Origin of the sequence: Micromonospora sp. NPDC049679, from assembly GCF_040659735.1 — a bacterium.
Lineage (GTDB): Bacteria > Actinomycetota > Actinomycetes > Mycobacteriales > Micromonosporaceae > Micromonospora_I.
Genome location: NZ_JBFANZ010000002.1, coordinates 211,444 through 237,916 on the forward strand (window position 1 = coordinate 211,444; position 26,473 = coordinate 237,916).

General features: G+C 72.9%; 22 protein-coding genes and 2 pseudogenes. 11 read left to right on the plus strand and 13 right to left on the minus strand.

Annotated features, from left to right (window positions below):
• Positions 1–98: 98 nt before the first annotated feature.
• Positions 99–1,178: pseudogene (mycP, locus tag AB0J06_RS02700) on the plus strand (type VII secretion-associated serine protease mycosin); the annotation flags it as partial.
• A gap of 401 nt (positions 1,179–1,579) precedes the next feature.
• Here the strand turns inward: mycP and AB0J06_RS02705 are convergent.
• From AB0J06_RS02705 to AB0J06_RS02730, 6 genes are all read right to left on the minus strand, one after another.
• A complete protein-coding gene (locus AB0J06_RS02705) occupies positions 1,580–2,758 on the minus strand; it encodes a MarP family serine protease (protein WP_357423847.1) in 1,179 nt (392 codons plus the stop codon).
• 102 nt (positions 2,759–2,860) lie between these two features.
• Positions 2,861–3,559: a CoA pyrophosphatase gene (locus AB0J06_RS02710; protein ID WP_357423849.1), complete on the minus strand. Its 699-nt coding sequence runs from the start codon at positions 3,557–3,559 to the stop codon at positions 2,861–2,863.
• Positions 3,560–3,579: 20 nt separating this feature from the next.
• Complete coding sequence (locus AB0J06_RS02715; RefSeq protein ID WP_357423851.1) at positions 3,580–4,209, minus strand: TlpA disulfide reductase family protein; 630 nt, start codon at positions 4,207–4,209, stop codon at positions 3,580–3,582.
• On the minus strand, positions 4,206–5,045 hold the full coding sequence (gene nth / locus AB0J06_RS02720; RefSeq protein ID WP_357423853.1) for an endonuclease III: 840 nt from the start codon (positions 5,043–5,045) through the stop codon (positions 4,206–4,208). Before nth ends, AB0J06_RS02715 begins: the two co-directional genes overlap by 4 nt.
• Positions 5,046–5,053: 8 nt before the next feature.
• Positions 5,054–6,262, minus strand: a complete 1,209-nt coding sequence (locus tag AB0J06_RS02725) for a CapA family protein (RefSeq protein WP_357423855.1) — start codon at positions 6,260–6,262, stop codon at positions 5,054–5,056.
• A gap of 58 nt (positions 6,263–6,320) precedes the next feature.
• Entirely contained in the window at positions 6,321–7,001 is a 681-nt protein-coding gene (locus tag AB0J06_RS02730) for an adenosylcobinamide amidohydrolase (protein ID WP_357423857.1), read from the minus strand.
• Positions 7,002–7,249: 248 nt separating this feature from the next.
• Between AB0J06_RS02730 and AB0J06_RS02735 the strand changes: the two genes are divergently transcribed.
• The 7 genes from AB0J06_RS02735 (at position 7,250) to AB0J06_RS02765 (ending at position 15,461) form a co-directional block, all read left to right on the plus strand.
• The gene (locus tag AB0J06_RS02735) at positions 7,250–7,927 is read left to right on the plus strand and encodes a Crp/Fnr family transcriptional regulator (RefSeq protein ID WP_357423859.1); all 678 of its coding nucleotides are present in this window, start codon (positions 7,250–7,252) and stop codon (positions 7,925–7,927) included.
• A gap of 114 nt (positions 7,928–8,041) precedes the next feature.
• Positions 8,042–8,647, plus strand: coding sequence for a TetR/AcrR family transcriptional regulator (locus AB0J06_RS02740; RefSeq protein WP_357423861.1), 606 nt, complete (start codon positions 8,042–8,044; stop codon positions 8,645–8,647).
• Positions 8,648–8,675: 28 nt separating this feature from the next.
• Positions 8,676–9,467, plus strand: a complete 792-nt coding sequence (locus AB0J06_RS02745) for a TIGR03084 family metal-binding protein (RefSeq protein ID WP_357423863.1) — start codon at positions 8,676–8,678, stop codon at positions 9,465–9,467.
• A gap of 15 nt (positions 9,468–9,482) precedes the next feature.
• A complete protein-coding gene (locus AB0J06_RS02750) occupies positions 9,483–10,622 on the plus strand; it encodes an acyl-CoA dehydrogenase family protein (RefSeq protein ID WP_357423865.1) in 1,140 nt (379 codons plus the stop codon).
• 1 nt (position 10,623) lies between these two features.
• Complete coding sequence (locus tag AB0J06_RS02755) at positions 10,624–12,225, plus strand: carboxyl transferase domain-containing protein (RefSeq protein WP_357423867.1); 1,602 nt, start codon at positions 10,624–10,626, stop codon at positions 12,223–12,225.
• Between the two features lie 10 nt (positions 12,226–12,235).
• On the plus strand, positions 12,236–14,257 hold the full coding sequence (locus tag AB0J06_RS02760; protein WP_357423869.1) for a biotin carboxylase N-terminal domain-containing protein: 2,022 nt from the start codon (positions 12,236–12,238) through the stop codon (positions 14,255–14,257).
• A gap of 28 nt (positions 14,258–14,285) precedes the next feature.
• Entirely contained in the window at positions 14,286–15,461 is a 1,176-nt protein-coding gene (locus tag AB0J06_RS02765) for an acyl-CoA dehydrogenase (protein WP_357423871.1), read from the plus strand.
• A 19-nt stretch (positions 15,462–15,480) separates the two neighbouring features.
• Here the strand turns inward: AB0J06_RS02765 and AB0J06_RS02770 are convergent, their stop codons facing one another.
• From AB0J06_RS02770 to AB0J06_RS02795, 6 genes and pseudogenes are all read right to left on the minus strand, one after another.
• Positions 15,481–17,070, minus strand: coding sequence for a protein kinase (locus tag AB0J06_RS02770; RefSeq protein WP_357423873.1), 1,590 nt, complete (start codon positions 17,068–17,070; stop codon positions 15,481–15,483).
• 31 nt (positions 17,071–17,101) lie between these two features.
• Positions 17,102–17,545, minus strand: a complete 444-nt coding sequence (locus AB0J06_RS02775; protein ID WP_357423875.1) for a hypothetical protein — start codon at positions 17,543–17,545, stop codon at positions 17,102–17,104.
• A 116-nt stretch (positions 17,546–17,661) separates the two neighbouring features.
• A pseudogene (locus AB0J06_RS02780) lies at positions 17,662–21,312 on the minus strand (adenylate/guanylate cyclase domain-containing protein); the annotation flags it as partial.
• Positions 21,309–22,139: an MBL fold metallo-hydrolase gene (locus AB0J06_RS02785; RefSeq protein ID WP_357423877.1), complete on the minus strand. Its 831-nt coding sequence runs from the start codon at positions 22,137–22,139 to the stop codon at positions 21,309–21,311. The gene AB0J06_RS02785 and the pseudogene AB0J06_RS02780, both read right to left, overlap by 4 nt.
• A 48-nt stretch (positions 22,140–22,187) precedes the next feature.
• Positions 22,188–22,643, minus strand: a complete 456-nt coding sequence (locus AB0J06_RS02790; RefSeq protein ID WP_357423967.1) for a RidA family protein — start codon at positions 22,641–22,643, stop codon at positions 22,188–22,190.
• Between the two features lie 29 nt (positions 22,644–22,672).
• Entirely contained in the window at positions 22,673–22,828 is a 156-nt protein-coding gene (locus tag AB0J06_RS02795) for a hypothetical protein (protein WP_357423880.1), read from the minus strand.
• A 222-nt stretch (positions 22,829–23,050) separates the two neighbouring features.
• On the opposite strand from AB0J06_RS02795, the gene AB0J06_RS02800 reads away from it, so the two are divergent.
• The 3 genes from AB0J06_RS02800 to AB0J06_RS02810 are packed head-to-tail and all read left to right on the plus strand — an operon-like array spanning position 23,051 to position 26,111.
• Complete coding sequence (locus AB0J06_RS02800) at positions 23,051–23,890, plus strand: hypothetical protein (protein ID WP_357423882.1); 840 nt, start codon at positions 23,051–23,053, stop codon at positions 23,888–23,890.
• A 43-nt stretch (positions 23,891–23,933) separates the two neighbouring features.
• Positions 23,934–24,905 (plus strand): ArsA-related P-loop ATPase, encoded by a 972-nt coding sequence (locus AB0J06_RS02805; protein ID WP_357423969.1) that lies wholly within the window; start codon positions 23,934–23,936, stop codon positions 24,903–24,905.
• Positions 24,906–24,959: 54 nt separating this feature from the next.
• Positions 24,960–26,111, plus strand: coding sequence for an ArsA-related P-loop ATPase (locus AB0J06_RS02810; protein ID WP_357423884.1), 1,152 nt, complete (start codon positions 24,960–24,962; stop codon positions 26,109–26,111).
• Here the strand turns inward: AB0J06_RS02810 and AB0J06_RS02815 are convergent.
• Positions 26,098–26,394 carry a WhiB family transcriptional regulator gene (locus AB0J06_RS02815; RefSeq protein WP_357423886.1) on the minus strand — a complete coding sequence of 99 codons (297 nt, stop codon included), beginning with the start codon at positions 26,392–26,394 and terminating at the stop codon, positions 26,098–26,100. The genes AB0J06_RS02810 and AB0J06_RS02815 overlap by 14 nt on opposite strands.
• Positions 26,395–26,473 lie beyond the last annotated feature (79 nt).

Consider the following 26,473-nt stretch of genomic DNA (forward strand, 5'->3'; position numbering starts at 1 on the left):
CTCCGTGCATCGAGTGTCCGCCGGGGTGAAAAGGCCACAGTGTGACAAGGCTGCCGCACCGTCACCGGAGCGCCGTCGCGAGGTTCGTGGGGACGGCGCTGTTAGCCGTGGCCGCGATCGCGGCGCCGCTCGCGGCGCCGACACCTGCCGTCGCGACACCGGCACCCGCGGCCGCCGTTCCGATCCGGACCGACTCGGTCCGCGACGAGCAGTGGCAGCTGAGGGAACTCGGGGCGACGGCGGCCTGGCGGCACGCCAAGGGCGACGGTGTGACGGTGGCCGTCCTCGACTCCGGGGTCGATGCCGGCCACCCGGACCTCGTCGGTCAGGTGTTGCCGGGGACGGATCTTGTGCAGCCGGGCGACGGCCGGTTCGATCCGGTCGGGCATGGCACGACGGTGGCGGCCCTGATCGCCGGTCGCGGCGACGACAGCCGCGGCGTCGTGGGCCTCGCGTCCGGGGCGAAGATCCTGCCCGTACGGGTGCTGGACGAGGAGAACCGCTACGACGACGCGTTGGTCGTCGCGAAGGCGGTGCGTTGGGCGGTGGACAACGGCGCCAGCGTGATCAACATGTCCCTCGGCGGGAGCGGTAACAGCGCCGCGTTGGCGGCCGCACTCGACTACGCGTTCGCCCGGGACGTGGTGGTGATCGCCTGCACCGGCAACTTGACCGCCTCGGCGCCGTCCGACGTCTGGTACCCCGCGCGGGAGCCGGGCGTGGTGTCGGTGGCCGGCATGGACAAGGAGAGCCAGTCCCTCTGGTCCGGCTCGATCACGGGGCGGGAGACGGTGCTGACCGCGCCCGCGACGGGGCTGCTCGGTGCCCGTCCCGGCGGCTACTGGCGGATCCAGGGGACGAGCTTCGCCGCGCCGCTGGTCGCCGCCACGGCCGCCTTGATCCGCTCCCGCTGGCCTGACATGTCCGCCGCCAACGTGATCAGTCGGTTGATCAGCACCGCGCAGGATGTCGGGCCGCCGGGCCGGGACGACAAGTTCGGCTTCGGCATGGTCGATCCGGTCGCGGCGCTCACCCGCCGGGTGCCCTCGGTCACCCGGAACCCACTCGACGACGAAAGCTCGCCCGGCGTGGTCGGGTTCGGCCCGGCGCCCACCGTCACGCGGCCAACTCCCGCCGCGGCCGACGCTCTCGGACAGATCGGCAATCGCGCACCACGGCAGAGCGAGGGTTGGGCGGCGCGCGCAGCGGGCTCCGGGGAGGAAGCAGGGCCGCCGGGCCTTCTCGTGGGCGCCGTTTTCGTCGGCATGTTGATCGCCGGCACTCTGCTCACCCGGCAGAGACTGATCAACCGGGCGGAGCTGGCGGACCGGCGCAAGGAGATCACGTTGCAGCGGGTGATGGGCCGCCGGCAGGAGACGGTGCGGCGTCGGGAGCTGACGTTGCGCCGGGTGATGCGGCGGCAGCGGCAGAACAGCCTGCGACGATCCGGGCCGCCCGCTCCGTAGGCCGTCCGGGCGCGGTCACCGGCGCGCCGGTGACCGTGACGGGAGCGTCCGGCGCTCGCACCGACCCCACGGGCGCCGGTGACCGTGAACGCGATACGCCCGGCGCGCGCGCCCTACGCGCAGTCGCCGGTGCCCGTGGGGCGGGTGCGCGCAGCGCCGGCGGTCGCGACCGACGACGCCTCATCGGCGGTGACGGCGAAACCGGTGTTCCGGTCGTCGGCCGCCGCCGCGAAGATCACGCCGAGCACCTGGCCGTTCGGGGCGACCAGCGGGCCACCGGAGTTGCCGCTGCGCACCAACGCCCTGATCGTGTAGACCTCGCGGGTGACGTCGTCGGCGCGATAGATGTCCGGCCCGGTGATCGGGCCGACTTCGCGTACGCGCGCCGACTGGGCGTTGTAGGGACCGTCCAACGGGAAACCGAGCACGATGGCGTCGGCGCCGGTCGGCGCCTTGCGGGGAACGAAGGGCATCACCGGCGCGTCGAGGCCGGGCACGTAGATCACCGCGAGATCGCGGGCGGGGTCGTAGATGACGACCCGGCCGTTGTGCCGCTCACCGCGAAGCTCGACGGAGAGGGTCTTCGTGCCGGCCACCACGTGCGCGTTGGTCATCACGCGATCGCGCGCGTAGACGAAGCCGGATCCCTCGATGCGGCGGGAGCAACTCGGGGCGGAGCCGAGCACCTTCACCACCGAGCGCTGCGCGTTGACCACGACCTGGGAGCCGGCCAGTGCCGGGTCGGGCGGGGCCACCTGGCGGGCCCGGGTGGGCGCGAGATCACCGAAGACGTCGGGGAACCCGTTGGTGTCGACGGTTTCGCGCAAAGCCTGGGAGAGCGTCTGCGCCTGGTCCGGAAGGACCCGGTTGACCCCGGCGAGGAGCGCGCTGTTGCGCACCGCGCCGGCGAGCCACGGCAGGGACGAGGAGCCGAGGGGTACGGCAACCAGCCACGCCACCAGGAGCACGGTGAAGAGCGAGACGACCGCCCCGCCGACATCGTCGGCCTTCCGCCCGGCCCGACTGGTGATCGCGTGGCGCAGGTGCGAGCCGGCCCAGCCGGCGAGGGCCTGGCCGAGTACGGCGAGACCGAAGATGGTGATGAGCGAGACGACCACGCGGATCGCGCCGTCGGCGAAGCGTTGCGCGAGCAGCGGACCGAGCTGAAGCCCGATCAGCGCACCGCCGAAGAAGCCCGCGAACGACAGCGCTCCGATGACGAAGCCCTGGCGGTAACCACTGATCGCGAACACCAACATGAGCAGGATCAGGACGGCATCGACGGCGGACACCCGTTAAGGGTACGGGTGTCGCACGAGCGTTAGTCCCGGCGCGCGGCACGGAGTCGATCAAATCACCGGCGGGGCGGGTTTCGTGGGGTGCGCGGGAGACGGTCAGCTGGTCGGGCCGGCCACCTCGTCGACCTCGTCCGTGCCGGCGGAGGGCGCGGCCGAGGCCCGGGTCGCGGGCAGCTCGGCGACCCGGTCGCGCGGCCACGGGCGCGCCCACCCCGCCATGTCGAGCAGGGCCGCCACCACGCCGGCCGTGAAGCCCCAGACGAGCATGCCCCGTACCTGGAACGCCGGGCCGATCCAGCCGCTGGGATGCCGCACCTGCAGCCGGTTCGCGGGGTCGACAAGCTCGTTCACGGGGAGCCGGGCGACGTGGGCGACCTCGGCGGGCTCCCGCGGATGAACGGGGTGCGGGCTGTGCCACCAGGCGAGAACCGGGGTGACCACGAAATCGCTGACCGGGATCCACAGCCGGGGTAGTTGGGCGAGCACGGTGACGCTGGCCGGCTCGAGATCAACCTCTTCCTGCGCCTCGCGCAGCGCCGTGGCGGCCGGGTCGGCGTCACCCGGGTCGGCGGCGCCGCCGGGGAACGCGGGCTGGCCGGCGTGGTTCCGCAGGGTGGCCGCCCGCTGCAGCATCAGTACGTCCGGGTCGCCGGGTCGGTCCTCGCCGAGCAGCACCAGGACCGCACTCTCCCGCCCGCCCTCGCTCGGCGTCCGCAGCCGGGTGAAGTCCGAGGTCCGGGCGGTGCGGACCCGGCTCAGCAGCGGCTCCCACCAATCCGGCAGCTGATCGGTCACCGCATCACCCCGGTCACCGGTCACGCCGTCGCCCCCACGCCGAGGTGCCGTTCGACGAGGGCGCCCAGGGCGGCGTCGTCCAATGGCGTGGACTGGTAGACATGCCGCACGCGGCCGTCCGCGTCGACGAAGAGCGTCATCGGCAGACCGTTGCGCCCCAGGGCCAGCCGCAGCCGTTCGTCGGGGTCGAAGAGCGTCGGGAAGGTGAGGCCGAGGTCCTCGCCGGTCGACTGCGCGGCCGCCCGGGTGTCCTTGGTGTCCACGCCCACCACGTGCAGCTTCCCGGCGGTCCGCTGGTGGAGTCGCTCGAACGCGGGCAGTTCGGCGCGGCACGGCGGGCACCACGAGGCCCAGAGGTTGATCACGATGGGTCCGCGGATCGTGCCGAGCGGGACGCCCCGACCGCCGGTGAAGCACGACAGCTCGATCTTCGGCAGGGCGTCAGCCCGGGCAGCGTCCGAGGGCCGGGCTGTTCCTGCCGGGGTCGCCCGGGCGGATGGTGTGCTGGCAGGCGCCGCGGTCAGGCCCGCGCAGTCGACGAACGGCGACGGCGCGCGCGAGGAGGCGGCGTCGCCTGATACGTCGGTCGCGGTGCATCCCGCGGCGAGCAACAGCAGCGGCAGTAGCAGCGAGGCGGCTCGGCGGATCACGGAACCTCCGCGACGGCTGCCTTCGCCGGCACCAGGTCAGGGTCGACGCCGGCCTGGATGGCCAGCTCACGGGCGCGCGGGCCCTTGAGCAGCTTGGCGGCGGGCGCGGCCTCGGTCGGTCCTGTCCCGTACGACGGGCACATCGGCGCGAGCGTGCAGGCGCCGCAGGCGGGCTTGCGGGCGTGGCAGACGCGCCGGCCGTGGAAGATCACGCGATGCGAGAGCATCGTCCACTCCCGCCGCTCGATCAGCGCGCCAACCGCATGTTCGATCTTGACCGGATCCGTCTCGGTCGTCCAGGCCCAACGGGCGACGAGCCGCTGGAAGTGGGTGTCGACGGTGATGCCGGGGACGTCGAACGCGTTGCCGAGGATGACGTTGGCGGTCTTACGACCGATGCCGGGGAGCTTGACCAGGTCGACCAGGCGGCCGGGCACCTCACCGTCGTGCCGCTCGACCAGCCCCTGACCGAGCTTGATCAGCGAGTCGGTCTTGTTGCGGAAGAAGCCGGTGGGGCGGATCAGCTCCTCCAGCTCGCTCCGGTCGGCCGCGGCGTAGTCGGCGGCGCTCGGGTAGCGCACGAACAGCTTCGGGGTGACCTCGTTGACCCGCTTGTCCGTGCACTGCGCGGAGAGGATCGTCGCGACCGCGAGCTGCAGCGGCCCGTCGTGATCGAGCTCACAGTGTGCGTCGGGGTGGGTCTCGGCAAGCAGACGGGCCATCCGTCGGGCCCGCCGCTTGCGGCCGAGTGCGGTCTCGGCGGTGCGGGCGGGGGAAAGCGTCACGTCGGTCAGCCTACGTCCGGCGGTGACCGCCGCGGCCGGCCGGACCGCCATCCGAGCGCTCAGCTCACGGGCGGCGATATCTTGCCGTCGTCGTCGAACTGCGCGCCCGTGGTCGGGAAGTCGGAGGCGCCGACGGTGCGGATGAGTTCGAGCCCCCGGTCGTCGGTGTCCATGGTGGGCTTCCCTGCGCCGTTCATGTAGGTGGAGACGAACTCGCCACCGGCCCAACTGCCATCGGGGGTGAGCGACACCTTCATCACGCCGCCCAGACCGAGCGGGCCCCTGTTGCTGAGCGTCCCGCCGCCGCCGGCGAAGTTGCCGAGGCTGTAGGCGATGAGCCTGCCCTTGTAGAACTCCATCCCGCGCAACACGTGCGGGCCGTGCCCGACCACCAGATCGGCGCCCGCATCGATCACCGCGTGGGAGAACTTGACGGGGTCGCCGCGGTTTTCACCGAGGAACATCTCCGTGCCCGGCTTCACGCGCGTCTTGTCGGCGCCTTCGGCGCCCATGTGCGCCTGCACGATGACGAGATCGGCCATGGTGGCGGCCCGCTTCACGACGCGCTCGGCGGCGCTGATGTTGACGAGGCTGTTGTTCCAGGCGTACGCGGAGAAACCGGCGATCGCGACCGTGACGCCCTCGACCTCCACCACCGTGATCTCGTCCGGCGCCCCGGTGTGCTTGAGCCCCTGGTCCGCGAGGGACTTCTGGGTGTTGCGGTAGCCGGCCGGACCGAAGTCGTTGCCGTGGTTGTTGGCCTGGTTGAGCAGCATGAAGCCGGCGTCGCGCAGGTGGCCCGCGTAGGCCGGCGGGGCGCGGAACTGGTGGCAGTCGTCGGACTTCTTGGGGCCGCACTTGGAAGTGCCGGTGTCGTCGGTGAGCGGCTCCTCGAGGTTGCCCATCACGAGATCCGCCGCGAGGGCGGCCTTGACCGCGTCGAAGAAGCCCTGGCCGTCGTTGGCGGGGAGCTTGCCGGGGACATTGCCCATGACGATGTCGCCGGTGGCCGACATCGAGATGGCCTTCTTCCCGCTCGCCGGCGCGCCCGCGGCCGGCGCGGCCGCCGCCGGAGAGGGGCCCGGTCCGTCGACCGCCGCCTCCTGCCACAGCGGCGCCCTGCCCGCGGGCTCGCCCCCGCACGCGGTCATCCCGCCGAGAGCGGCGAGCGCGATCACCAGAAGCGCGCTCAGCGCGCGAACCGGCCGGTGGGCGGGGGTACGCCGGGGTTGGCCGGAACGGGGCGGGTGCGGGGCGGCGTGAGACATCGACGAGACGATACCTGCGGCCCCGTCCGCGGGGCCATGGCCGTCCGGCCCATCCGGATCAGCGATCGTGCCGAACCGACCACGGCATTTCGGGCTGCCGTTCGGCCGCCCCGCCGGCCAGCACGGCGCGGTGGGTGGCGCGGGCGATCCGGGCGCCCCACTCCGACCGGGGCCCGCCGTACGGGGCGGACGGCCCGTCGACGGGGCAGAGGATCGTGACCGCGTCGGTCGCGGTGCCGGTCGCGGGCAGGCCGAGCTCCCACAGCGCCTGCGCCTTCGCCTCGGTGACCGTGGCGACGGCGTTGACCAGGGCGGCGTCGCTCAGCCGGACGGGCGCGCAGACCACGATGTTGACGGTTCCGACGTGGACCGGGTCGACGCCGGGGCCGCAGGGTTCGGGCGCGGCGGCCCAGGTCGGCGCGCCGAGCCCGACGGTCGCCCAGACCCGTACGCCGGTGTCGGACGCCGTCTCGGCGAGGGCGACGTCGACACCGGTCAGCAGCCCGACGCCGGGGCCGGAGAGGCCGAGTGCGCCGGCGAGCTCGGCGAGATGCACGTCCGGGTCGTCGCGGCGGTACGACATCGGCACCGTCGCGTTGAGCACCCACTGCCGTACGCCGATGCCGCCGCCGAGCGGCGCGGAGCTCACCGCGAGCATCGGTTCGGTCAGGCGCCAGAGCAGGAGCGGAACGTCGCGTCCGTCTTCGCGTCGGGTGGTCAGGCGGGGGTCGGTGGGCACCCGGCGACCCTACGGCCCGGCGGGGCCGACGCAGCGCCGGGCGGTCGACGGAGACGGTCCGACCTGCGGACACGTCCGCGGTCGAGGCCGGATGTGAAGAGGTTTCCGGGGTGGGTCAGCTACGCTATTGGATCTACATTCCAGGGGTGCACGTCCGTTTCCGACCGACGTGCACCTAGACTGACTGCGCGCGACACGGCGCCGGCTGGAGAGCCGGCCGGAGGCGGCGCGCGCGGCGGAGGTGCGCAATGGACGAGGTACTTGCTCGCAGCGGGATCTTCCAGGGCGTCGACCCGGAAGCGGCCGAGGCGCTCGCCAAGGAGATGGAGACGATCGAGGCCCGCAAGGGCGAGATCGTCTTCAACGAGGGCGAGCCCGGCGACAGCCTGTATATCGTGCTGTCCGGCAAGATCAAGGTAGGCCGCCGTGCCGCTGACGGACGGCAGAACCTGATCGCCGTCATGGGGCCGTCCGACATGGTCGGCGAGCTGTCGCTCTTCGACCCCGGGCCGCGCACCGCGACCGCCACCGCGGTCACCGACACCCGGCTCGCCCGGCTCCGCAAGCAGGCGCTGCGTCCCTGGCTGAACAACCGGCCGGAGATCGCCGAGCAGCTGTTGCGGGTGCTCGCCCGTCGGCTGCGCCGGACCAACGACGCGCTCGCCGACCTGATCTTCACGGACGTGCCGGGCCGGGTGGCGAAGAACCTGCTGCAGATGGCGGGGCGTTTCGGCACGCGTGACGGCGGCGTGCTGCGGGTGACCCACGACCTCACGCAGGAGGAGATCGCGCAGCTCGTCGGCGCGTCCCGCGAGACGGTCAACAAGGCGCTCGCCGACTTCGCGTCGCGCGGCTGGCTCCGCCTCGACGGCAAGAGCATCATCATCCTCGACCCGGAGCGTCTGGCCCGCCGCGCCCGCGTCTGAGTCCAGACAGCCGTCAGCCCGCCCGGTCGTCCGACCGAGGCGGGCTGACGCGTTTCGGAGCGGCGAAAAACAAGCAGTCTTGACTGTTTTTTTACCTGGGGGCAGGCTGGCCCCATGCCCACCGCGCCGACCCGCGTCCCCCAGCAGGAGCGCAGCCGCGCGACCCGGGCGCGCCTGCTCGAGGCGACGGTGGCGTGCCTGGTCGACCAGGGCTGGTCCGGGACGACCACGACGCTGGTCGCGACCCGGGCCGGCGTCTCCCGCGGCGCGCAGCTGCACCACTACCCGACGAAGGCGGCACTGGTGATCGCCGCGGTCGAGCATCTCGCCGAGCGTCGGGCCGCCGAGATCCGGGCCGAGGCGGTGCGTCTGCCCGCCGGCCCCGGACGGCTCGACCGGCTGATCGACATGCTGGCCGCCGCGTTCACCGGGCCGCTCTTCGTCGCCGCCCTCGAAGTCTGGGTCGCCGCCCGCACGGATCCGCATCTCCGTGACGCCCTGGTGCCACTGGAGGCCCGGGTCGGCCGCGAGATGCACCGGCTCACCGTCGACCTGCTCGGCGTCGACGAACGCGCCCCCGGCGTACGCGAGGCGGTCCAGGCCACCCTCGACCTGCTGCGCGGCCTCGGCGTGGCCAACCTGCTCTCCGACGACTCCGCCCGCCGCTCCGCCCTGCTCGAGGCGTGGAAGCGGCAACTCGCCGCCATCGTCCAGCCCTGACCCCCCTGACCCCCCTGGGAGAACGCTCATGGTCGAACTCGCAGACCTGCTCACCGACCTGGCCGACGAGTCGGCCGACGTCGACGCGCTGGTCGCTCCGCTCACCGACGCGCAGTGGGGCGTTCCCACCCCGGCGCCGGGCTGGACCATCGGGCATCAGATCGCCCACCTCGCCTGGACCGACCATGTCGCGCTGCTGTCGGCGACGGACCCCGACGCCTTCTTCACAGCGCTGTCGGCGGGCGCCGCCGACCCCGACGGCTTCGTCGACCGTGGGGCGGCGGAATACCTGGCGCCCCCGTCCGAGCTGCTGCCCCGCTGGCGGGCCGGGCGCACGGCGCTCGCCGAGGCCCTGGCCGCCGCGCCGGCCGGCGTGAAGCTGCCCTGGTACGGCACGGGAATGTCGCCGGTGTCGATGGCGACCGGTCGGATCATGGAAACCTGGGCGCACGGCCAGGACGTGGCGGACGCGCTCGGCGTGGCCCGCACCCCGACCGCGCGCCTGCGGCACATCGTCCACCTCGGCGTCCGTACCCTTGGTCATGGCTTCGTCGCCCATGGCCGGCCGGCGCCCACGGCGCCGGTCCGGGTCGAGCTGATCGCGCCCGACGGACAGCTCTGGGTGTACGGCCCGGCCGACGCGGTCGACCGGCTCGCCGGTCCGGCGCTCGACTTCTGCCTGCTGGTCACCCAGCGCCGGCACCGCGCCGACCTGTCCCTGGTCGCGACCGGCCCGGTCGCCGACGAGTGGCTGGACGTGGCGCAGGCCTTCGCCGGACCGCCCGGCGCCGGCCGGGCATCCGCCCAGGTCGCGTCGTGAGCGGCGGCGCTGACCGTGGACCCCTTCGACACCGATGAGCGGCGGCAGCTGCGGGAGCTGACCGCGGCGTTCGTCCGCCGGGAGGTGCTGCCCCACCTTGACGGCTGGGAGCGGGCCGGTGAGATCCCCCGTGAGTTGCACGCCCGCGCGGCCCGCATCGGTCTGCTCGGCGCGGGCTTCCCCGAGGAGGTCGGCGGCGGTGGCGGCACACTGCTCGACACGATCGTGGTCACCGAGGAGCTGATCCGGGCCGGCGGCTCGTCCGGTCTGGTCGCCGCGCTCTTCACCCACGGCATCGCACTGCCGCACATGGTCAGCGCCGGCGACCGTGTGCTGATCGACCGCTACGTGCGCCCCACCCTCGCCGGTGAGCTGATCGGCGCGCTCGCGGTGACCGAGCCAGACGGCGGCTCCGACGTCGCCGCGCTGCGCACGACCGCCCGTCGCGACGGGGACAGTTACCTGGTCAACGGGGCGAAGACCTACATCACCAGCGGAGTGCGGGCGGATTTCGTCACCACGGCCGTCCGGACCGGCGGGGCGGGGGCCGCCGGTGTCTCCCTACTGGTCGTCGAGAAGGGATCGCCGGGTTTCACGGTCGGCCGGCGGCTCGAAAAGATGGGCTGGCACTGCTCCGACACCGCGGAGCTGTCCTTTGTCGACGTACGCGTCCCCACCGCCAACCTGATCGGCCCCGAAAACGCCGGATTCGCCGCGCTCATGCGCCACTTCGCCACCGAGCGGCTCTCCCTGGCCGTCCAGGCGTACGCGACCGCGCAACGCTGCCTCGACCTGAGCCTCGCCTGGTGCCGCGACAGACAGACCTTCGGCCGTCCGCTGTCGACCCGGCAGGTGATCCGGCACCGGCTCGCCGAGATGGCCGCGAGGGTGGCCGCAGCGCGGACATATGTCCATTACGTCGCATTCCGTGTCGAGTCCGGCGAGCCACTCGTTACCGAGGTGGCGATGGCGAAGAACATCGCGGTCTCGGCGTGCTCCTGGGTCGTCGACCAGGCCGTGCAGGTGCACGGCGGATTCGGCTACCTGCGCGACGCCGAGGTGGAACGGCACTACCGGGACGCCCGGATCCTGGCGATTGGCGGCGGAACCACGGAGATCATGAACGAGATCATCGCGAAGGGCATGGGGATGTGACGTGACCGTACTGACCTCGGCCATCGACCCGCGCGATCCGGCGTACCTGGAGAACCGGGGCGCGATGCTGTCCCGCCTGGGCGAGCTGGACGCGGCGCTGCGGACCGCGCAGGCCGGCGGCGGGGAGAAGTACGTGACCCGCCACCACGCCCGCGGCAAGCTGCTCCCGCGCGAGCGGATCGCGCTACTGCTCGACCAGGACTCCCCATTTCTGGAGCTCTCGCCGGTCGCCGCGTGGGGCACCGATTTTCCCGTCGGCGCCAGCGTGGTGACCGGCATCGGCGTCGTCGAGGGCGTCGAATGCGTGATCATCGCGAACGACCCGACCGTGCGCGGCGGCGCGGTCAACCCGTACTCGCTGAAGAAGACCCGCCGGGCCGGCGAGATCGCCCTGACCAACCGGCTGCCGCTGGTCAACCTCGTCGAGTCCGGCGGCGCCGACCTGCCCAGCCAGGCGGAGATCTTCATTCCCGGGGGTGAGGTCTTCCGGGACCTGACCCGGCTCTCGGCGGCGCGCATCCCGACCATCTCGGTGGTTTTCGGCAACGCGACCGCCGGCGGCGCGTACGTGCCGGGCATGTCCGACTACACCATCATGGTGCGTAACCAGGCCAAGGTCTTCCTCGCCGGACCGCCGCTGGTGCGGATGGCGACCGGCGAGATCAGTGACGACGAGTCGCTCGGCGGGGCGGCGATGCACGCCACGACGTCCGGGCTCGCCGACTTTCTCGCCGAGGACGAGCGGGACGGCCTGCGCCTGGCGCGGCAGTGCCTGCGCCGGCTCAACTGGCGCAAGCAGGGGCCGGCGCCGCGCACCCCGCTCCCCCCGCCGCCCAAGTACGACCCCGAGGACCTGCTCGCCGTCGCCAGCGCCGATCTGCGGGTCCCCTTCGACCCGCGCGAGGTGCTCGCCCGCATCCTCGACGGCAGCGAGTTCGACGAGTTCAAGCCCGCGTACGGAACGGCGCTGGTCACCGGCTGGGGCGAGCTGCACGGCTATCCGGTCGGCGTGCTCGCCAACGCCCGTGGCGTGCTGTTCTCCGAGGAGGCGCAGAAGGCTGCGCAGTTCATCCAGCTCGCCAACGCCGCCGATACCCCGCTGCTGTTCCTGCAGAACACGACCGGCTACATGGTCGGAGCGGAGTACGAGCAGCGCGGGATCATCAAACACGGCGCCCTGATGATCAACGCGGTCTCGAACTCCACCGTGCCGCACCTGACCGTCAACCTCGGCGCCTCGTACGGGGCGGGCAACTACGGCATGTGCGGCCGGGCGTACGGGCCACGCTTCCTGTTCACCTGGCCGAACGCCAAGTCGGCGGTGATGGGGCCGGCACAGCTCGCCGGGGTGCTCTCGATCGTGGCCCGACAGGCGGCGGAGGCCAAGGGACAGCCGTACGACACCGACTCGGACCAGGCGATGCGGCAGATGGTCGAGCAGCAGATCGAGTCGCAGTCGGCGGCGCTCTTCCTTTCCGGGCGGCTCTACGACGACGGGGTGATCGACCCCCGCGACACCCGAACCGTACTGGGGATGACCCTCTCGGCCATCCACAGCGGACCAGTCAGGGGCGCCGATGGTTTCGGCGTCTTCCGGATGTGAGGGATCACCCATGATCCGACGACTTCTCGTGGCGAACCGGGGCGAGATCGCCCGTCGGGTCTTCGCGACCTGCCGGCTGATCGGCATCGAGACGGTGGCCGTCTACTCCGACGCCGACGCCGACTCACCCCACGTCGCCGAGGCCGACTATGCGGTGCATCTGCCGGGGAACGCGCCCAGCGCGACCTACCTGCGCGGCGATCTGATCATCGCGGCCGCCCGGAAGACCGGCGCCGACGCGATCCACCCCGGATACGGCTTCCTCTCCGAGAACGCCGAGTTCGCCGCCGCCGTGGTCGACGCCGGGCTCACCTGGGTGGGACCGCCGCCCAAGGTGGTCGCGGTGATGGGTTCGAAGATCGAGGCGAAGACGCTGCTCGCCGAGGCGGGCGTGCCGATGCTCCCCACCTGGACCGATCCCGATGAGGTCACCGGGTTTCCCGTCCTGGTGAAGGCGTCCGCCGGGGGCGGCGGCCGGGGCATGCGCATCGTGCACGGTCCCGAGTCGCTCGCCGAGGCCATCGCCTCGGGCCGGCGGGAAGCGGCCGGCGCGTTCGGCGACGGCACCGTCTTCATGGAGCGGTACGTCGAGCGCGCCCGGCACGTCGAGGTGCAGGTCGTCGCGGACACCCACGGCACGGTGGTGCCGTTCGGCGAGCGGGAGTGCTCCATCCAGCGGCGGCACCAGAAGATCGTCGAGGAGACGCCGTCGCCCGCGGTCACGCCGGCTCTGCGGGAGCAGCTCTGCGCCGCGGCGGTCAGCGCGTGCCGCGCGGTCGGCTATGTCGGCGCGGGAACCGTCGAGTTCCTGCTCGCTCCCTCCGGCGAGTTCTTCTTCCTGGAGATGAACACCCGGCTCCAGGTGGAACACCCGGTCACCGAGTGCGTCACCGGCTTCGACCTGGTCCGCCTGCAGCTGCTGGTCGCCGAGGGCAACCCGCTGCCGTTGACCGCCCCGCCGCCGATGCGCGGACACGCCATCGAGGTACGGCTCTGCGCCGAGGACCCGGCGTACGCGTGGCTGCCGTCCACCGGCACGCTGCACCGTTTCCACGTGCCCGACGTGGCGGGGCAGTTCCGCCCGCTCGCCCAGCCCGGACTCCGGCTCGACTCCGGGGTACGGGACGGCTCGGTGATCGGCGTCCACTACGACTCGATGCTGGCCAAGCTCGTCGCCTGGGCACCCACCCGGTACGAGGCGGCCCGGCTGCTCGCCGCGACGTTGACCCGTACCCGGATCCACGGCGTGGTCACCAACCGCGATCTGCTGGTCCGGGTGCTGCGCCATCCGTCGTTCCGGTCCGGCGAGATCGATACCGGTTTCCTCGACACGCATCCGGAGGTCTTCGCGCCGCTGCTGTCGTCGATCGACGCGGTCCGGGTCTCCTGCCTCGCGGCGGCCCTTGCCGGCGCCGCGGCACGCCGCGCCACGGCGCCCGTGCTGGCCGGGCTCCCGTCCGGCTGGCGCAACGTCCCGGCCACGTCGCAGGTCGCGGTGTACGACGGGCCGTCCGGCCCGGTCGAGGTCGGTTACCGGCTGGACCGGGCGGGCGAGCTGTCCCGCTGGTGGGTGCGGGCGGTCGACCGGGACGAGCTCGACGTCGCCGGCCTGGGCCAGCCGACCGTGACCGACGATCACCCGCTCGTCGCGATCGTCGCCGCCGATCCCGAGCGGGTGGTGCTCGACGTCAACGGGATCCGGCTGACCTTCGACGTCCACCGGGTCGGCGACGTCTCCTACGTGGACAGCCCGGAGGGTTCAGCCGGCCTCGTCGAGCTGCCGCGCTTCCCCGCGCCGGCACCGGACGCCGCCGAGGGCTCGTTGACCGCGCCGTTGCCCGGGGCGGTCGGCCGGGTCCTGGTCGTGCCGGGCCAGCGGGTGCACGCCGGCGAACTGCTCATGACGCTCGAAGCGATGAAGCTCGAGCACCCTGTCCACGCCCCGTCGGCCGGCGTCGTCGCCGCCCTGCCGGTCAGCGCCGGCGCGCAGGTCGACACCGGCGCGATCCTGGCGGTTCTCACCCCCGAGTAATTCCATCCTGCTGTCGGAGGCACCCCCCATGAACTTCGACCTCACCCCGGAACAGGACCTACTCCGCGACGCCGTGCGGGCCCTCGGCCGCCGCTACGGTCATGACTATTTCGTCGCCAAGGCCAAGGCGGGCGAACACACGACGGAACTCTGGGCCGAGGCGGGCAAGCTCGGCTATCTGGGCGTCAACGTGCCCGCCGAGTACGGCGGCGGGGGTGGCGGCATCACCGAGCTCGCCATCGTGTGCGAGGAACTCGCGGCGGCGGGCTGCCCGCTGCTGCTGCTCGTCGTCTCCCCGGCGATCGCCGCGACGGTGATCGCCCGGCACGGCACGGACGAGCAGCGCGCCCGGTTCCTGCCCGGCTTCGCGGACGGTTCGCTCAAGGTCGCGTTCGCCATCACGGAGCCGGAGGCGGGCTCCAACTTCCACCGGTTGGGCACCGTGGCCCGCCGCGACGGCGACGGCTGGGTCCTCTCCGGGCGCAAGTGCTTCATCTCCGGGGTCGACGAGGCCTCGTACGTGCTTGTCGTGGCGAGGGTCGCCGACGGTGGCCGCGACCCAGTCTCGACGCCGGGGCGGCTCAAGCCGGCGCTCTTCATCGTGCCGACCGACGCGGCCGGGCTCAGCTCGTCCAAGCTGGACATGGAGATCGTCTCGCCGGAGAACCAGTGGCTGCTCTATCTCGACGACGTCCGGCTCCCCGCCGAGGCGCTCGTCGGCGACGAGTCCACCGGTCTGCCGGCGCTCTTCGCCGGGCTCAACCCCGAACGGATCACGGTGGCCGCGATGGGGGCGGGGACCGCCCGCTACGCCCTGGAGCGCGCCGCGACGTACACCGCGACCCGCCGCGTCTGGGGCCGTCCGATCGGCGCCCACCAGGGCGTCTCTCATCCGCTCGCGCACGCGGCCGTCCAGGTCGAGCTGGCCCGGCTGATGATCGCGAAGGCGGCCGCGCTCTACGACGCCGGCCGCGACGTGGAGGCGGGGGTGGCGGCGAACATGGCCAAGTACGCCTCCGCGGACGCGGCGGCGCTCGCCGTGGACACCGCGATCCAGGTGCACGGCGGCAACGGCATGACCACCGAGTACGGAGTCGCCACGCTGCTCGGCGCCGTACGGGCCGGGCGGATCGCCCCGGTCAGCCGCGAGATGATCCTCAACTTCGTCGCCCAGCACGTGCTCAACCAGGAGAAGTCCTACTAGCACGCGTGTGCCGGTGCGGTCAGCGGGCGAGGGTGGGACCGGTGAGCTGGTCCGTGCCCTTACCGGCCACACAACGGTAGGTGCGGTCACCGTCGGCCACCGCCTCCGCGTCCGGCGGCAGCACCTCGAATCGCCAGCCACCGGCGTCCATCAGGAGCGTCACCGCCCGGAAGCTGGTCTCGCCGCAGACCTGGCGCACCGTCCGGTCCTTCGTGACCGCGCTGTGGTCGGTGGCCGGCACCGCGTCCGGCAGGTCGCCCAGCGCGTACGTCTCCCAGGTGTGCCGGCCCGTGCACGGCACGCGTTCAGCCCGCAACTCCCGGCCGGACGCCTGTGCCGCTCCGAAGCATTCGATCTCGGTCGGACAGCGCACGCCACCGCTGAGCGGGGAGAGACAGCCGGGGAGCGCCCCGCCGCCGGCCGTGGCCGTCGCGGTCGCGGTCGGTCCGACCGGGGTCTGCGCGACAGGGTTGGGTCGCGCGTTGCCGGGAGAGACCTCGCGCCAGACGCCGAGCCCGATGACGGAGAGGAGCGCGAGGACGCCGGCGCCGCCCAGGAACCAGGGAAGCCGACGACGGCGACGGACGGTCGTCTGCAACGTCGGGGTCTCGTCACCGAGGGGCACGACGGCTTGCAGCCCCCAGGAAGGAGCGGGTGGGACGTATCCGGCCGGCGGGGTCCCGCCGGAGGCCGGGTGGCCGGTGAAGGGGGTCCCCGACACCGGCGCGCCGGAGACCGGCGCACCCGTCGGCGCGGCCGTGGCCGGACCGGGACGAGCCGGGGCAGGCAGCGGGACGGCGACGAGCAGGTCCCGCAGTTGCTCCGCCGACGGACGGGCGGCCGGGTCGTTGGCCATGCCCCACCGCAGCACCTCGGTGAGGGCCGGCGGCACGCCCGGCAGATCGGGGATCGGCTCGTTGAAGAGTTCGAGCAGCATCACGAGGCTCGGGTTGCGCTCGTCGCGCCAGCGCGGCGGTCGGCCGCGCATCACCGCGTAGAGCGTCGCGCAGAGGGCGTAGACGTCGACCGCCGGGGAGGGCGCGCAGTGCCGGAACATCTCCGGCGCCGCATACGCCGGGGTGAGCGCCTCGAGGGTGACCGACGGGTCTCGCACCTCGGCGAGGACGGCCAGCCCGAAATCGGCGAGCGACGCCTTGTTGAGACGGGAGTAGAGGATGTTGGCGGGCTTCACGTCGCGGTGCAGCACCCCGAGCTGATGGGCGTCGACCAGCGCGTCGGCGATCTTCGCGCCCACGTCCCGGGCCTCGTAGGCGCTCAGCGGCGAGGTGCGCATCCGGTCGGCGTAGGAGCCGTCGCAGAGCTCCATGATCAGGTAAGGGTGCTGGTCAACGGTGACGCCCGCGTCGAAGAGGTCGACCACGTGCGGGTGCGACGAGAGCTTCCCGGCCGCACGCGCTTCGCGCAGGAAACGCTGCTGATCGCGCTCGCTGTCGAGTGTGCGGTTTTCGATCTTGACGGCCACCGCACGCCCCACCGACCCCTGGGTCGCGCGGTAGACGGTCGCGTAGCCACCCCGGGCAAAGACCGATAAATCCGACAGGCCAGGCACCACCGGTACCGGCAGCGCGCCTGGTGGGGTATCGGTCACGGGTTAAAAGGTACCCAAGGGCTCCGACGCATCACTGCGCCCCGTCCGTTGCGGGCGTCGCGACCGCCCCGGCGCGCCGCCGCCCGTGCCAGATCGCGGCCCCCGTGACCAACCCGCCGAGCCCTTCCCAGAGCGCCACCCCGATGAACCGCACCGGCGCGACCTCCATGACCACGAGCAGCGTGAACACCGCGAACGTCAGCATCCGGAACACCGCGCTGAACGAGAAGAACGGCTGCCAGTCGGTGCCGGCGGCCACCAGGTAATAGACCCCCATGTTCAGCGACGCCATCGAGGAGGCGGCCATGAACGTACGGGTGTGGTCGCCGGTGGCCCGCTCGACCGCCGGCAGCACCTCGAACCCGAGCAGATGGAGCAGGACGTCCGGGAAGACCAGCCCCACCGCCCCCAACAGCAGCGCCATCACGCCGAACACGGCGACCGTCCATCCTGGAACGGAGCGGGGCAGCTTCATGTGCGGTCCTTCCGGCGACCGGGGGCGTCCGCAGTGGACCCGATGTCGATCTAGGCTACCGGTCCCGACGCCGCCAGATAATCGCCAGGTTGGGCAGGGTCGGACCAACCCGTCGGCTCTTTCCCGGCGACACGGGCGCGTACCGCCTCGGCCTCGGCCCGCTCACTCGACTGCTCCGTGGCGTACGCCAACCGGACCGCCTCGTCGGCGACCCCGCGGGCCTCCTCCTCGTGGCCGTTCGCCGCGAGCGCCTCGGCCAGCACACCGCTGGCGACGACCCGGCTGCGTACGTCCTCGGCCGGCACCGCGACAGCCCGCCGCGCCCAGTCCAACGCCTGGATCTGCTGCCCGTCGGCGAGCAGCGCCGACGCGTACCGGGCCAACGCGAGCCGGCGCGGAAAGAGCAGCGAGGGCGCGTTGGTGGAGGCGGCGATCGGGGCGAGCAGACCGATCGCGGTCGACGCGTCCCCCTCGGTCAGTCGTGCCATCGCGAGCAGCACCCGCGGACCGACCTGCGCGGCGGCGAGCGGGTTGTGCGGCTCCACCGAGGTGAGCACGGCGCGGGCGTCGCGTTCGGCCCCCTCGACGTCTCCGCGTTCGAGGGAGACGAACCCACGCAGTGTGCCGGCCATTCCGGTCAAGAGCGGGTGACCGACCCGCTCCCCGTACTCCAACGCGTCGGTGAACAGGTCGATGGCGTGCTCCGTCTCGCCCAGCCCGCGCGCGACCGCGCCGCGCACGACGAGCGCGAAGCCCCGGCCCCAGTCGTCCGAACCGGCCGCGAAGTCGCGGTACGCCCGGCGGGCCTCCCGATCGGCTTCGGCCAGCTCTCCCAGCTCAGCGGAGGCGAACGCCTCGACGGCCTGCAGCGTGCCGACGGCCCAGGATTCGCCGACGCGCTCGCCGAAGGGAAGGAAGATCCGGGCCAACCGGCGCGCCTCGCCGAGCCGGCCGGCGAGCAGCCGGGCGAACGCGGTGGTGCCGCGCAGCCAGGCGCGCCCGACCGGGTCGCCGAGCTCGGCGAAGAGTCGAGCGGCCCGTCCGAGCACGGCGTCGGTGCCGGCGAAATCGCCCCGGGTGGTGGTCACCCAGGCGAGGTTCTGCAGCGACCACGCCTGTCCACGCCGGTCCCCGGCGGCCACGTTTACCTGGTAGGCGGCCGCGAACCTGCTGCTGGCCTGCGCCAACCGTCCGCTCAGGAAGTCGGCCATGCCCAGCCGGCGCATCGCCTCGGCGCGCTCGGCCGGCAACCCGGCGTCGGTCGCCACCCGGAGCGCCTCGCGCCACGCGGCAGACGCCCGCTGCAGCTCACCGAGGGCCCGCTGCGCCCGACCGCTGACAAGCAGGGCGCCCGCCCGACTGGCGGCGTCGTCACCGGCGTTGGCCAGGATCTTTTCCGCGTCGGCCAGCGCGTCGGCGGGCCGCCCGGTCTGCAGCAGGGCGCGGGCGTGCACGAGCCGGTCCGCGCTCGGCACGGATTCCTCACCCAGCGCGACGGCACGTTCGGCGAATTCGACGGCGAGGGCCGGCTCGCCCGCGCCGACCGCACGGCGGGTCGCGCGGCCCAGCGCGGCGACGCCCAGCGGGATGACCGTCCGCGCGGTGGCGTCGGAGCGCAGCCCGACGGCGTCGGCGAGCGTCGCGGCCCGCTCGACGTGGTGGGCGATGAATTCGTCGCGGGTCGCGGCCGGCATGCCGGGCGGACGCGCGGTGGCGTCGGCGGCGCGGACCATGGGGCGCGTCTCTCCGGTCGGGGGCGCGGCCCACCTAGCGAGGTAGGCGTGGCGCTCGGCGAGGTCGGCCTTGCCGATCCCGGCGTGCGCGGCCTCGCGCATGAGCGGCGTCGCGAAGGTGAACCCGCCACGCGTGCGGTGCAGCATGCGGCGCTGCAGCAGCTCGTCGACGGCGCGCTCCAGTTCGACGGCGACCACGGCGGCCGGCCGCCCGTCCCGCCCGCTCCGCCGCTCCCGCAACGCCTCGAGGGTGCCGGCGGGGACCGTGTCACCGATGACGGCGGCGTCGCGCAGCACCGACCGGGCGTCGGGCGGGAGCGCGTCGATGCGGGCGGCGAGCACGGCGGCGAGGTCACGGGAGAGCAGACGACTGCCCAGCGAACCCGGCGCCAACCGCCACATTCCGGCCGCCTGACCGCCCTGGCCCGGCGCCTCCCGCCCGGCCGACGTGCGCTCGGCCGTCTCGGTCAGCGCGCCCCGCTCGATCAGCAGGGTCACCAGCTCGGCGAGGTAGAACGGGTTGCCCTGCGCGGTCGCGAGCAGCCGGTCCGTGTCGGCCTGCGGCAGCTTGCCGCCGTTGAGATACGCGGCGAGCAGCCGGCCGGCGTCACCCCCGCGCAGCGGCGGCAGCGGATAGACCTCGGCGTCGGCGACCCGGGTCAGGGTGCCGGCGGTGCGCACCAGCTCGGGACGACCGAGCAGCAGTACGAGCACCGGGCCGGAGAGTCGGGACAGCATCGCGCCGAGCGCCTCGACCGTGTCCGGCGTGGCATCGTGCAGGTCGTCGACGACGAGGAGCAACGGCGTCTCCGTGGCGAGCGCGCTCAGCAGCTCCGCCACCGCGATCGGCACGGCCTCGGCATCGTCGGCGGGGACTTCGGCGCCCCATTCGGGGGTCGCCGGCACGCCGTGCTGGGCGGCGAGGTCGCCGTAGCCCAGCAGGGCCAGCAGGAGGTCATCGGCGATCGGCGGCGCGTCGGAGCCGACCCGGGCGAGTCGCTGGCCGAGCCGGCGCAGCCGCTCCTCGACGACGGGCCGGGTGACGGCCGTCGCCGAGTCGGTCGGCAGGCCGACGGCGATCCGGACCAGATCGGCGAGGGGAGCGAGCCGGCGGCGCTCGCCGAAGGCGGCGCAGCGCACCGACAGCACGCGCGCACCGGTGTGGGTGGCGCGGCGGCCGGCGGCGCCGACGTCATGGCCGGCGGCGAAGCGCTCGGCCTCGGCCGCGAACCGCGACTTGCCGATGCCCGCCTCGGCGGTCATGACCAGTACCCGCGGCTCGCCGCGGTCGACGACCTCGGCGAGCCGGCCCGCGACCCGTCCGATCTCGGCGTCCCGGCCGACGAACGGCGCCTCGTCACCGAGGCCGGAGCGCGTGCCGGGGGCGTCGTGCAGGCCGAGGAGTTCGTACGCCTCGACCGGCTCCCGCTTGCCCTTGAGTCGCAGCGGCCGCAGGTGGCGCCAGGACGCCACGTGCCGGGTGGCCGCGGCGGTGGTGGCGCCGGCGTAGACCGCGCCGATGGCGGCCGCGTCGGCCAGCCGTGCCGCGGTGTTGACGGTGTCGCCGATGACCGTGTACTCGATCGCGGCCTGGATGCCCGCGACGACGTCTCCGGTGTTGAGGCCGACGCGCAGGCCGAGCGGCGCGCCGCCGCCGCGTTCGTCGTCGAGGACCCGCCGGACAGCACGCTGCATGGAGAGCGCGGCGCGGACGGCGCGCTCGGCGTCGTCCTCGTGCGCCACGGGGGCGCCGAAGACCGCCATGATGCCGTCGCCGGTGAGCTTGTCGACGTGTCCGCCGAAGGTCTTGACCGCGCCGGCGAGCGCGGCCAGCACCCGGTCGGTGACGGCGCCGACCCGCTCGGGGTCGAGGTCCTCCGACCAGGAGGTAAAGTCCGATAAATCGCCAAAAAGCACCGTAACGACGCGGCGTTCGGCTGCCGGGAGGGACGCCGCGGCGGGCAACGCGCCGCCACAGTTGTGGCAGAAGCGCGCGCCTGGCACGGCTACGGTTCCGCACACTGCGCAAGTCACGGTGTGTCCAACCCCACGAACCCCGCGCCGGATTCCCGGCCTGCCTGATCCAGGTACGCGAGTTGGGCCCGCACCGACCATTCGGCCGCCGGCCACAACGACCGGTCCACGTCCGCGTAGACGGCCGCGACCACGTCCGGAGCGGTGCGCGCCCCGCTCGCCACCGCCTGCCGGACCTGATCGAGCCGGGCGCGGCGGTGCGCCAGGTAGAAGCGCGCCGCGGCGGCGCAGTCGGCCAGCGCCGGGCCGTGACCGGGCAGGGCCGGGATGTCGTCGTACGCGGAGAGCAGGTCAAGGCTCCGCAGGTAGTCGCCGAGGTCGCCGTCCGGATGCGCGACGACGGTCGTGCCCCGGCCGAGAATCGTGTCTCCGGTGAACACGGCCCGCTCGCTGCCGCCCTCGACCACGAAGCACGCGGAGTCGGCGGTGTGTCCCGGCGTGGCCACCGTGGTGATCGTCAGACCCGCCGCCCGGAACAACTCCCCGTCGGTCGGCGGGTCGTCCGGCCGCTGAACGCCTTCCATCAGCCCCCGGACGGAGGCCTCCGTCCGCTGCGCCAACTCCGCGACCGCTTCGACATGGTCCGGGTGGCCGTGCGTGAGCAGGATCAACGAGATCGGCTGATGTGCCACGATCGCGGCCAGGTGCCCCGGATCGAGCGGCCCCGGATCGATGACCACGGCGTCGCGCGCGCCGGGGGCGCGCAGGACCCAGGTGTTGGTGCCCTCAAGCGTCATGGGCCCCGGGTTGGGCGCGCGCAGCAGCGTCACCCAACTCGGCAGCTGATCCGCCAAAGCCGCAGCTGGCGCCGTCACGTGCCCCGTCATGGCTGCGATGGTACGACCAGCGCATGACGGGACCGTGGCGACTTTCGGTCAGACGACCTCGACGATGACCTCGACCTCGACCGGCGCGCCCAGCGGAAGCTCCGCGACGCCCACCGCGCTGCGGGCGTGACGCCCCGCCTCGCCGAAGACCGCGCCGAAGAATTCCGAGGCGCCGTTGATCACGGCGGGCTGTCCGGTGAACCCCTCCGCCGAGGCCACGAACCCGGTCACCTTGACGACCTTGACCACGTTCTCGAGCCCGACCAGCGCGTCGATCGCGGCGAGCGCGTTCAACGCACACTGCTGGGCGAGCTGCTTGGCCTGCTCCGGAGAGACACCCGCGCCCACCTTGCCCGACGCGAGCAGTTGACCGTCGGCGATCGGGACCTGCCCGGAGACGTAGACGTGCTTGCCCGACTGCACGGCCGGCACATAGGCGGCCACCGGCGGGACCACCGAGGGCAGGCTCAGGCCCAGCTCGGCGAGCTTGGCGTGCGGGTCCACGGCGCGTGGCCGTTCCGGCTGCGCCTCGGTCACGACCGCGGCCGCTTCATGTAGGCCACCAGCTGCTCCGGGTTGGGGCCCGGCACCACGGCCACCAGCTCCCAACCATCCTCGCCCCAGTTGTCGAGAATCTGCTTGGTCGCGTGGACCAGCAGGGGCACCGTCGCGTACTCCCACTTCTGCATTGCTCGAAGGCTCCCTCGGGTTGGCTACGGCGACAGCCTACGGGCTGCCCCTGCCGTGCCGGACGAGCGCCGACGCAATGTCGCCGGCCCGGCGGGCGGGGCCACATTCGCGCCACACGGTCGGCCGACTCCGGGTCCGCGCTTCGCCGGCATCGACCGTTACCCTGACCCGCGAACGGGCGCACCGGCTGGCCCGCCTGAACTGGATCCCTGGGGGGAACGATGACTCACCCGTCCGACGGCGGCACACAACCGCCGGACGGCCAGCCCGGCCAGACGCCCCCGGTCGACCCGGTCGCCCCGCCGCAGGCCGTCGCGCCGCCGTCCGAGCCCGCCGCGGGGGAGACTGGACCGCCGGTGGCCGCGTCCGCCGCCGCGACCCCGCCGGGCAGCGCCCCGGATGAACCCTCGCCGGTCGCGCCCGGCGAGCCGCACCCGACCGCACCGACGCCGGATCAGCCGGTGCCACCGCAGCCCTACCCCGGCCAGCCCTACCCCGGCCAGCCCGTATCCGGACAGCCCTACCCCGGCCAGCCCGTATCCGGACAGCCGCATCCGGGAGCGGCCGCGTTCCCACCGCCGGGCTTCCCGCCCGGCTATCCGACCCCGCAAGCGCCGAAGAAGCGGCGCGGCCTGCTGATCGCGTCGATCGTGCTGGCCGTGGTGCTGCTCCTCTGCGCCGTCGGCGGGATCGGCGCCTTCATGGTGCTGCGCAAGGCGGAGAACGGCGAGGGCGCGGCGGAGCCGGTGGCCGCGGTCGACAACTTCCTGCGCGCGGTCTACCAGGACCGGGATGCCGAGAAGGCGGCCAGCATGGTCTGTTCGGAGGCGCGCGACCAGGCGGAGATCACCAAGAAGGTCGACGAGGTCAAGGGATACGCGCAGACCTACAAGAGCCCGCGATTCCGCTGGGAGCCTCCGAAGGTCGACGAGCAGAACGCCGAGCGCGCGGTCGTGTCGGCCACGCTGACCATGATCACCGGGGACGAGAAGACGGCGGAGCAGCCGCTGCGCTTCACGGTGGTGCAGAAGACCGGCTGGTGGATCTGCGAAGTCGGCTGATTCCCGGCCATCCCGTCGAGCTGGCTAGGCTCGCAGGGTGAGGGTGACTGAAGAGTCCAACGGGCCGGTCAACCACGGTTGGCCGGCCCGTCTGCATGTCGTGACGGGCAAGGGCGGCGCGGGCAAGACCAGCGTCGCCGCGGCGCTCGCTCTTGCGCTGGCGGCCGAGGGGCGGAAGACACTGCTCGTCGAGGTCGAGGGGCGGCAGGGTCTGGCGCAGCTCTTCGAGACTCCGGCGCTGCCCTACGAGGAACGCACGATCGTGCCCGCCGGCCCCGGCAGCGAGGTGCGCGCGCTCGCGGTGGATCCCGAGGAGGCGCTCCTCGAATACCTCGCCATGTTCTACAAGCTCGGTGCGGCGGGGCGCGCGCTGCGCAAGTTCGGCGCGATCGACTTCGCCACGACGATCGCGCCCGGACTCCGCGACGTGCTGCTCACCGGCAAGGTCAAGGAGGCGACGACCCGTACGGCGAACGGGCAGCGCGTCTATCAGGCCGTGGTGCTCGACGCCCCGCCAACCGGGCGTATCGGTCGGTTCCTCAACGTCACGGCGGAGACCGCCCGGCTGGCCAGGGTGGGCCCGATCAAGACGCAGAGCGAGGGAGTCGCCGCGCTGCTCCGCTCACCGATGACCGCCGTGCACGTCGTCACCCTGCTGGAGGAGATGCCGGTGCAGGAGACGGTGGACGCGATCGACGAGCTGACCCAGCTCGGCATCCCGGTGGGCAACGTGATCGTCAACGCGACCCGCACCCCGCTGTCGACCGAGGGCAAGGTGACGCAGGCGGAGCTGCGCCGCGGGCTCGCCGCCGCCGGGCTCCCCACCGACCGGGCCACCGTCGCCGGTCTGCACGCCGAGACCAAGGCGCACCGCACCCGGTTGGCGCTGGAGGAGTCGCTCCGCGGCGAGCTCGCGGAGCTCGGGCGGCCGATGATCGAGCTCCCGCTGCTGCCGGGCGGGGTCGACCGGATGAGCCTGGAGACGCTCTCCGCAGCGCTGCGGGCAGCCGACTGACTCACACCACGGCCGCTGACCGGGCATCCGGGGGGTCGGCCCCTATACGCTCGATTGGTGCCTTCGGATCACGCCGCGCAGCGGCTGGATGTCGACCGGATCCTCGCCGACCCCGGCGTCCGGATCATGGTCTGCTGTGGCGCGGGCGGGGTCGGTAAGACGACGACCGCCGCCGCGCTCGCGCTGCGTGCCGCGGAGCGGCACGGTCGGCGTACGGTCGTGCTCACGATCGACCCGGCCCGCCGGTTGGCGCAGTCGCTCGGCCTGACCGAGCTGGACAACACGCCACGGCCGGTCAAGGGGATCGACGTCGAGTCCAGCGGCGGCGAGCTGCACGCGATGATGCTCGACATGAAGCGCACCTTCGACGAGGTGGTGCTCGCGCACACCGATCCGGTGAAGGCGGCGGAGATCTTCGCCAACCCCTTCTACCAGGCGGTGAGTTCGACCTTCGCCGGCACGCAGGAATACATGGCGATGGAGAAGCTCGGCCAGCTGCACGCGCGCGGCGAGTGGGACCTGATCGTGTTGGACACGCCGCCGTCGCGCTCGGCGCTGGACTTCCTCGACGCGCCGGCCCGGTTGTCCCGGTTTCTCGACGGACGGATGCTGCGCATGCTGCTCGCCCCGGCCCGGGCCGGCGGCAAGAGCATGTTCAGCCTGGTCACCGCGTCCTTCGGGCTCTTCTCGCGAGCGGTGCAGAAGATCCTCGGGGCGCAGCTGCTGACGGATCTGTCGGGATTCGTGGCGGCGCTGGACTCGATGTTCGGCGGATTCCGGCAGCGCGCGGACAAGACGTACCAGATCCTGCAGGCGCGGGAGACGGCGTTTCTGCTGGTCGCGACGCCGGAGCCGGACGCGATCCGGGAGGCCGCCTACTTCGCCCGCCGGCTCCGTGAGGAGAGCATGCCGCTGAGCGGACTGGTCCTCAACCGCGTGCACCGCACGGCGGTCGGGGACTTGTCCGCGGAGCGGAGTCTGGCGGCGGCGGCGGAGCTGACCGAGGCGGGCGGGCACGAGGGCACCGCCGACGCGCTGCGGGTCCACGCCGCGTTGGCCGAGCAGACCGTACGCGAGCGGCGGGTGGCGAAGATCTTCACGGACGACTTTCCGACGGTGCCGACGGTGGCGGTGACGGCACAGCCCGCCGACGTCCACGACGTCGACGGGCTGCGCACGATTGGCGCCGCGATCAGCCTGCCGTGACGAGCACCTTCTCCTTGTCACGCATGGCGGCTTCGAACATCTTCCGCCAACTGGCCACCTGCGGGTGACGGCGCAGCAGAGCCCGGCGTTCCCGCTCGGTCATGCCACCCCACACCCCGAACTCGATGCGATTGTCGAGTGCGTCGGCCAGGCATTCGTAACGGACGGGGCAGCTGCGGCAAACTCTCTTCGCCACGTTCTGCTCCGCGCCCTGCACGAACAGCGCGTCCGGGTCACCACTCTGACATGCCGCCAGTGTGGGCCAGTCTGCGATCATGCCCATCTGTCTACGTCCCCCCTTGCAGTCCCGCTACCGACTAGGACAACAGCCGGCAAAACCCCCGGCCACCCACGGACGCCTC

Excerpts from the sequence above, each read along its gene's own strand:
- AB0J06_RS02745 (WP_357423863.1), top strand. The coding sequence starts at position 8,676 with ATGGTCGAACTCGCAGACCTGCTCACCGACCTGGCCGACGAGTCGGCC.
- AB0J06_RS02795 (WP_357423880.1), bottom strand. The coding sequence starts at position 22,828 with ATGCAGAAGTGGGAGTACGCGACGGTGCCCCTGCTGGTCCACGCGACC.
- AB0J06_RS02765 (WP_357423871.1), top strand. The coding sequence starts at position 14,286 with ATGAACTTCGACCTCACCCCGGAACAGGACCTACTCCGCGACGCCGTG.
- AB0J06_RS02760 (WP_357423869.1), top strand. The coding sequence starts at position 12,236 with ATGATCCGACGACTTCTCGTGGCGAACCGGGGCGAGATCGCCCGTCGG.
- AB0J06_RS02740 (WP_357423861.1), top strand. The coding sequence starts at position 8,042 with ATGCCCACCGCGCCGACCCGCGTCCCCCAGCAGGAGCGCAGCCGCGCG.
- AB0J06_RS02735 (WP_357423859.1), top strand. The coding sequence starts at position 7,250 with ATGGACGAGGTACTTGCTCGCAGCGGGATCTTCCAGGGCGTCGACCCG.
- AB0J06_RS02800 (WP_357423882.1), top strand. The coding sequence starts at position 23,051 with ATGACTCACCCGTCCGACGGCGGCACACAACCGCCGGACGGCCAGCCC.
- nth (WP_357423853.1), bottom strand. The coding sequence starts at position 5,045 with ATGGCGGTCCGGCCGGCCGCGGCGGTCACCGCCGGACGTAGGCTGACC.
- AB0J06_RS02775 (WP_357423875.1), bottom strand. The coding sequence starts at position 17,545 with ATGAAGCTGCCCCGCTCCGTTCCAGGATGGACGGTCGCCGTGTTCGGC.
- AB0J06_RS02815 (WP_357423886.1), bottom strand. The coding sequence starts at position 26,394 with ATGGGCATGATCGCAGACTGGCCCACACTGGCGGCATGTCAGAGTGGT.
- AB0J06_RS02725 (WP_357423855.1), bottom strand. The coding sequence starts at position 6,262 with ATGTCTCACGCCGCCCCGCACCCGCCCCGTTCCGGCCAACCCCGGCGT.
- AB0J06_RS02785 (WP_357423877.1), bottom strand. The coding sequence starts at position 22,139 with ATGACGGGGCACGTGACGGCGCCAGCTGCGGCTTTGGCGGATCAGCTG.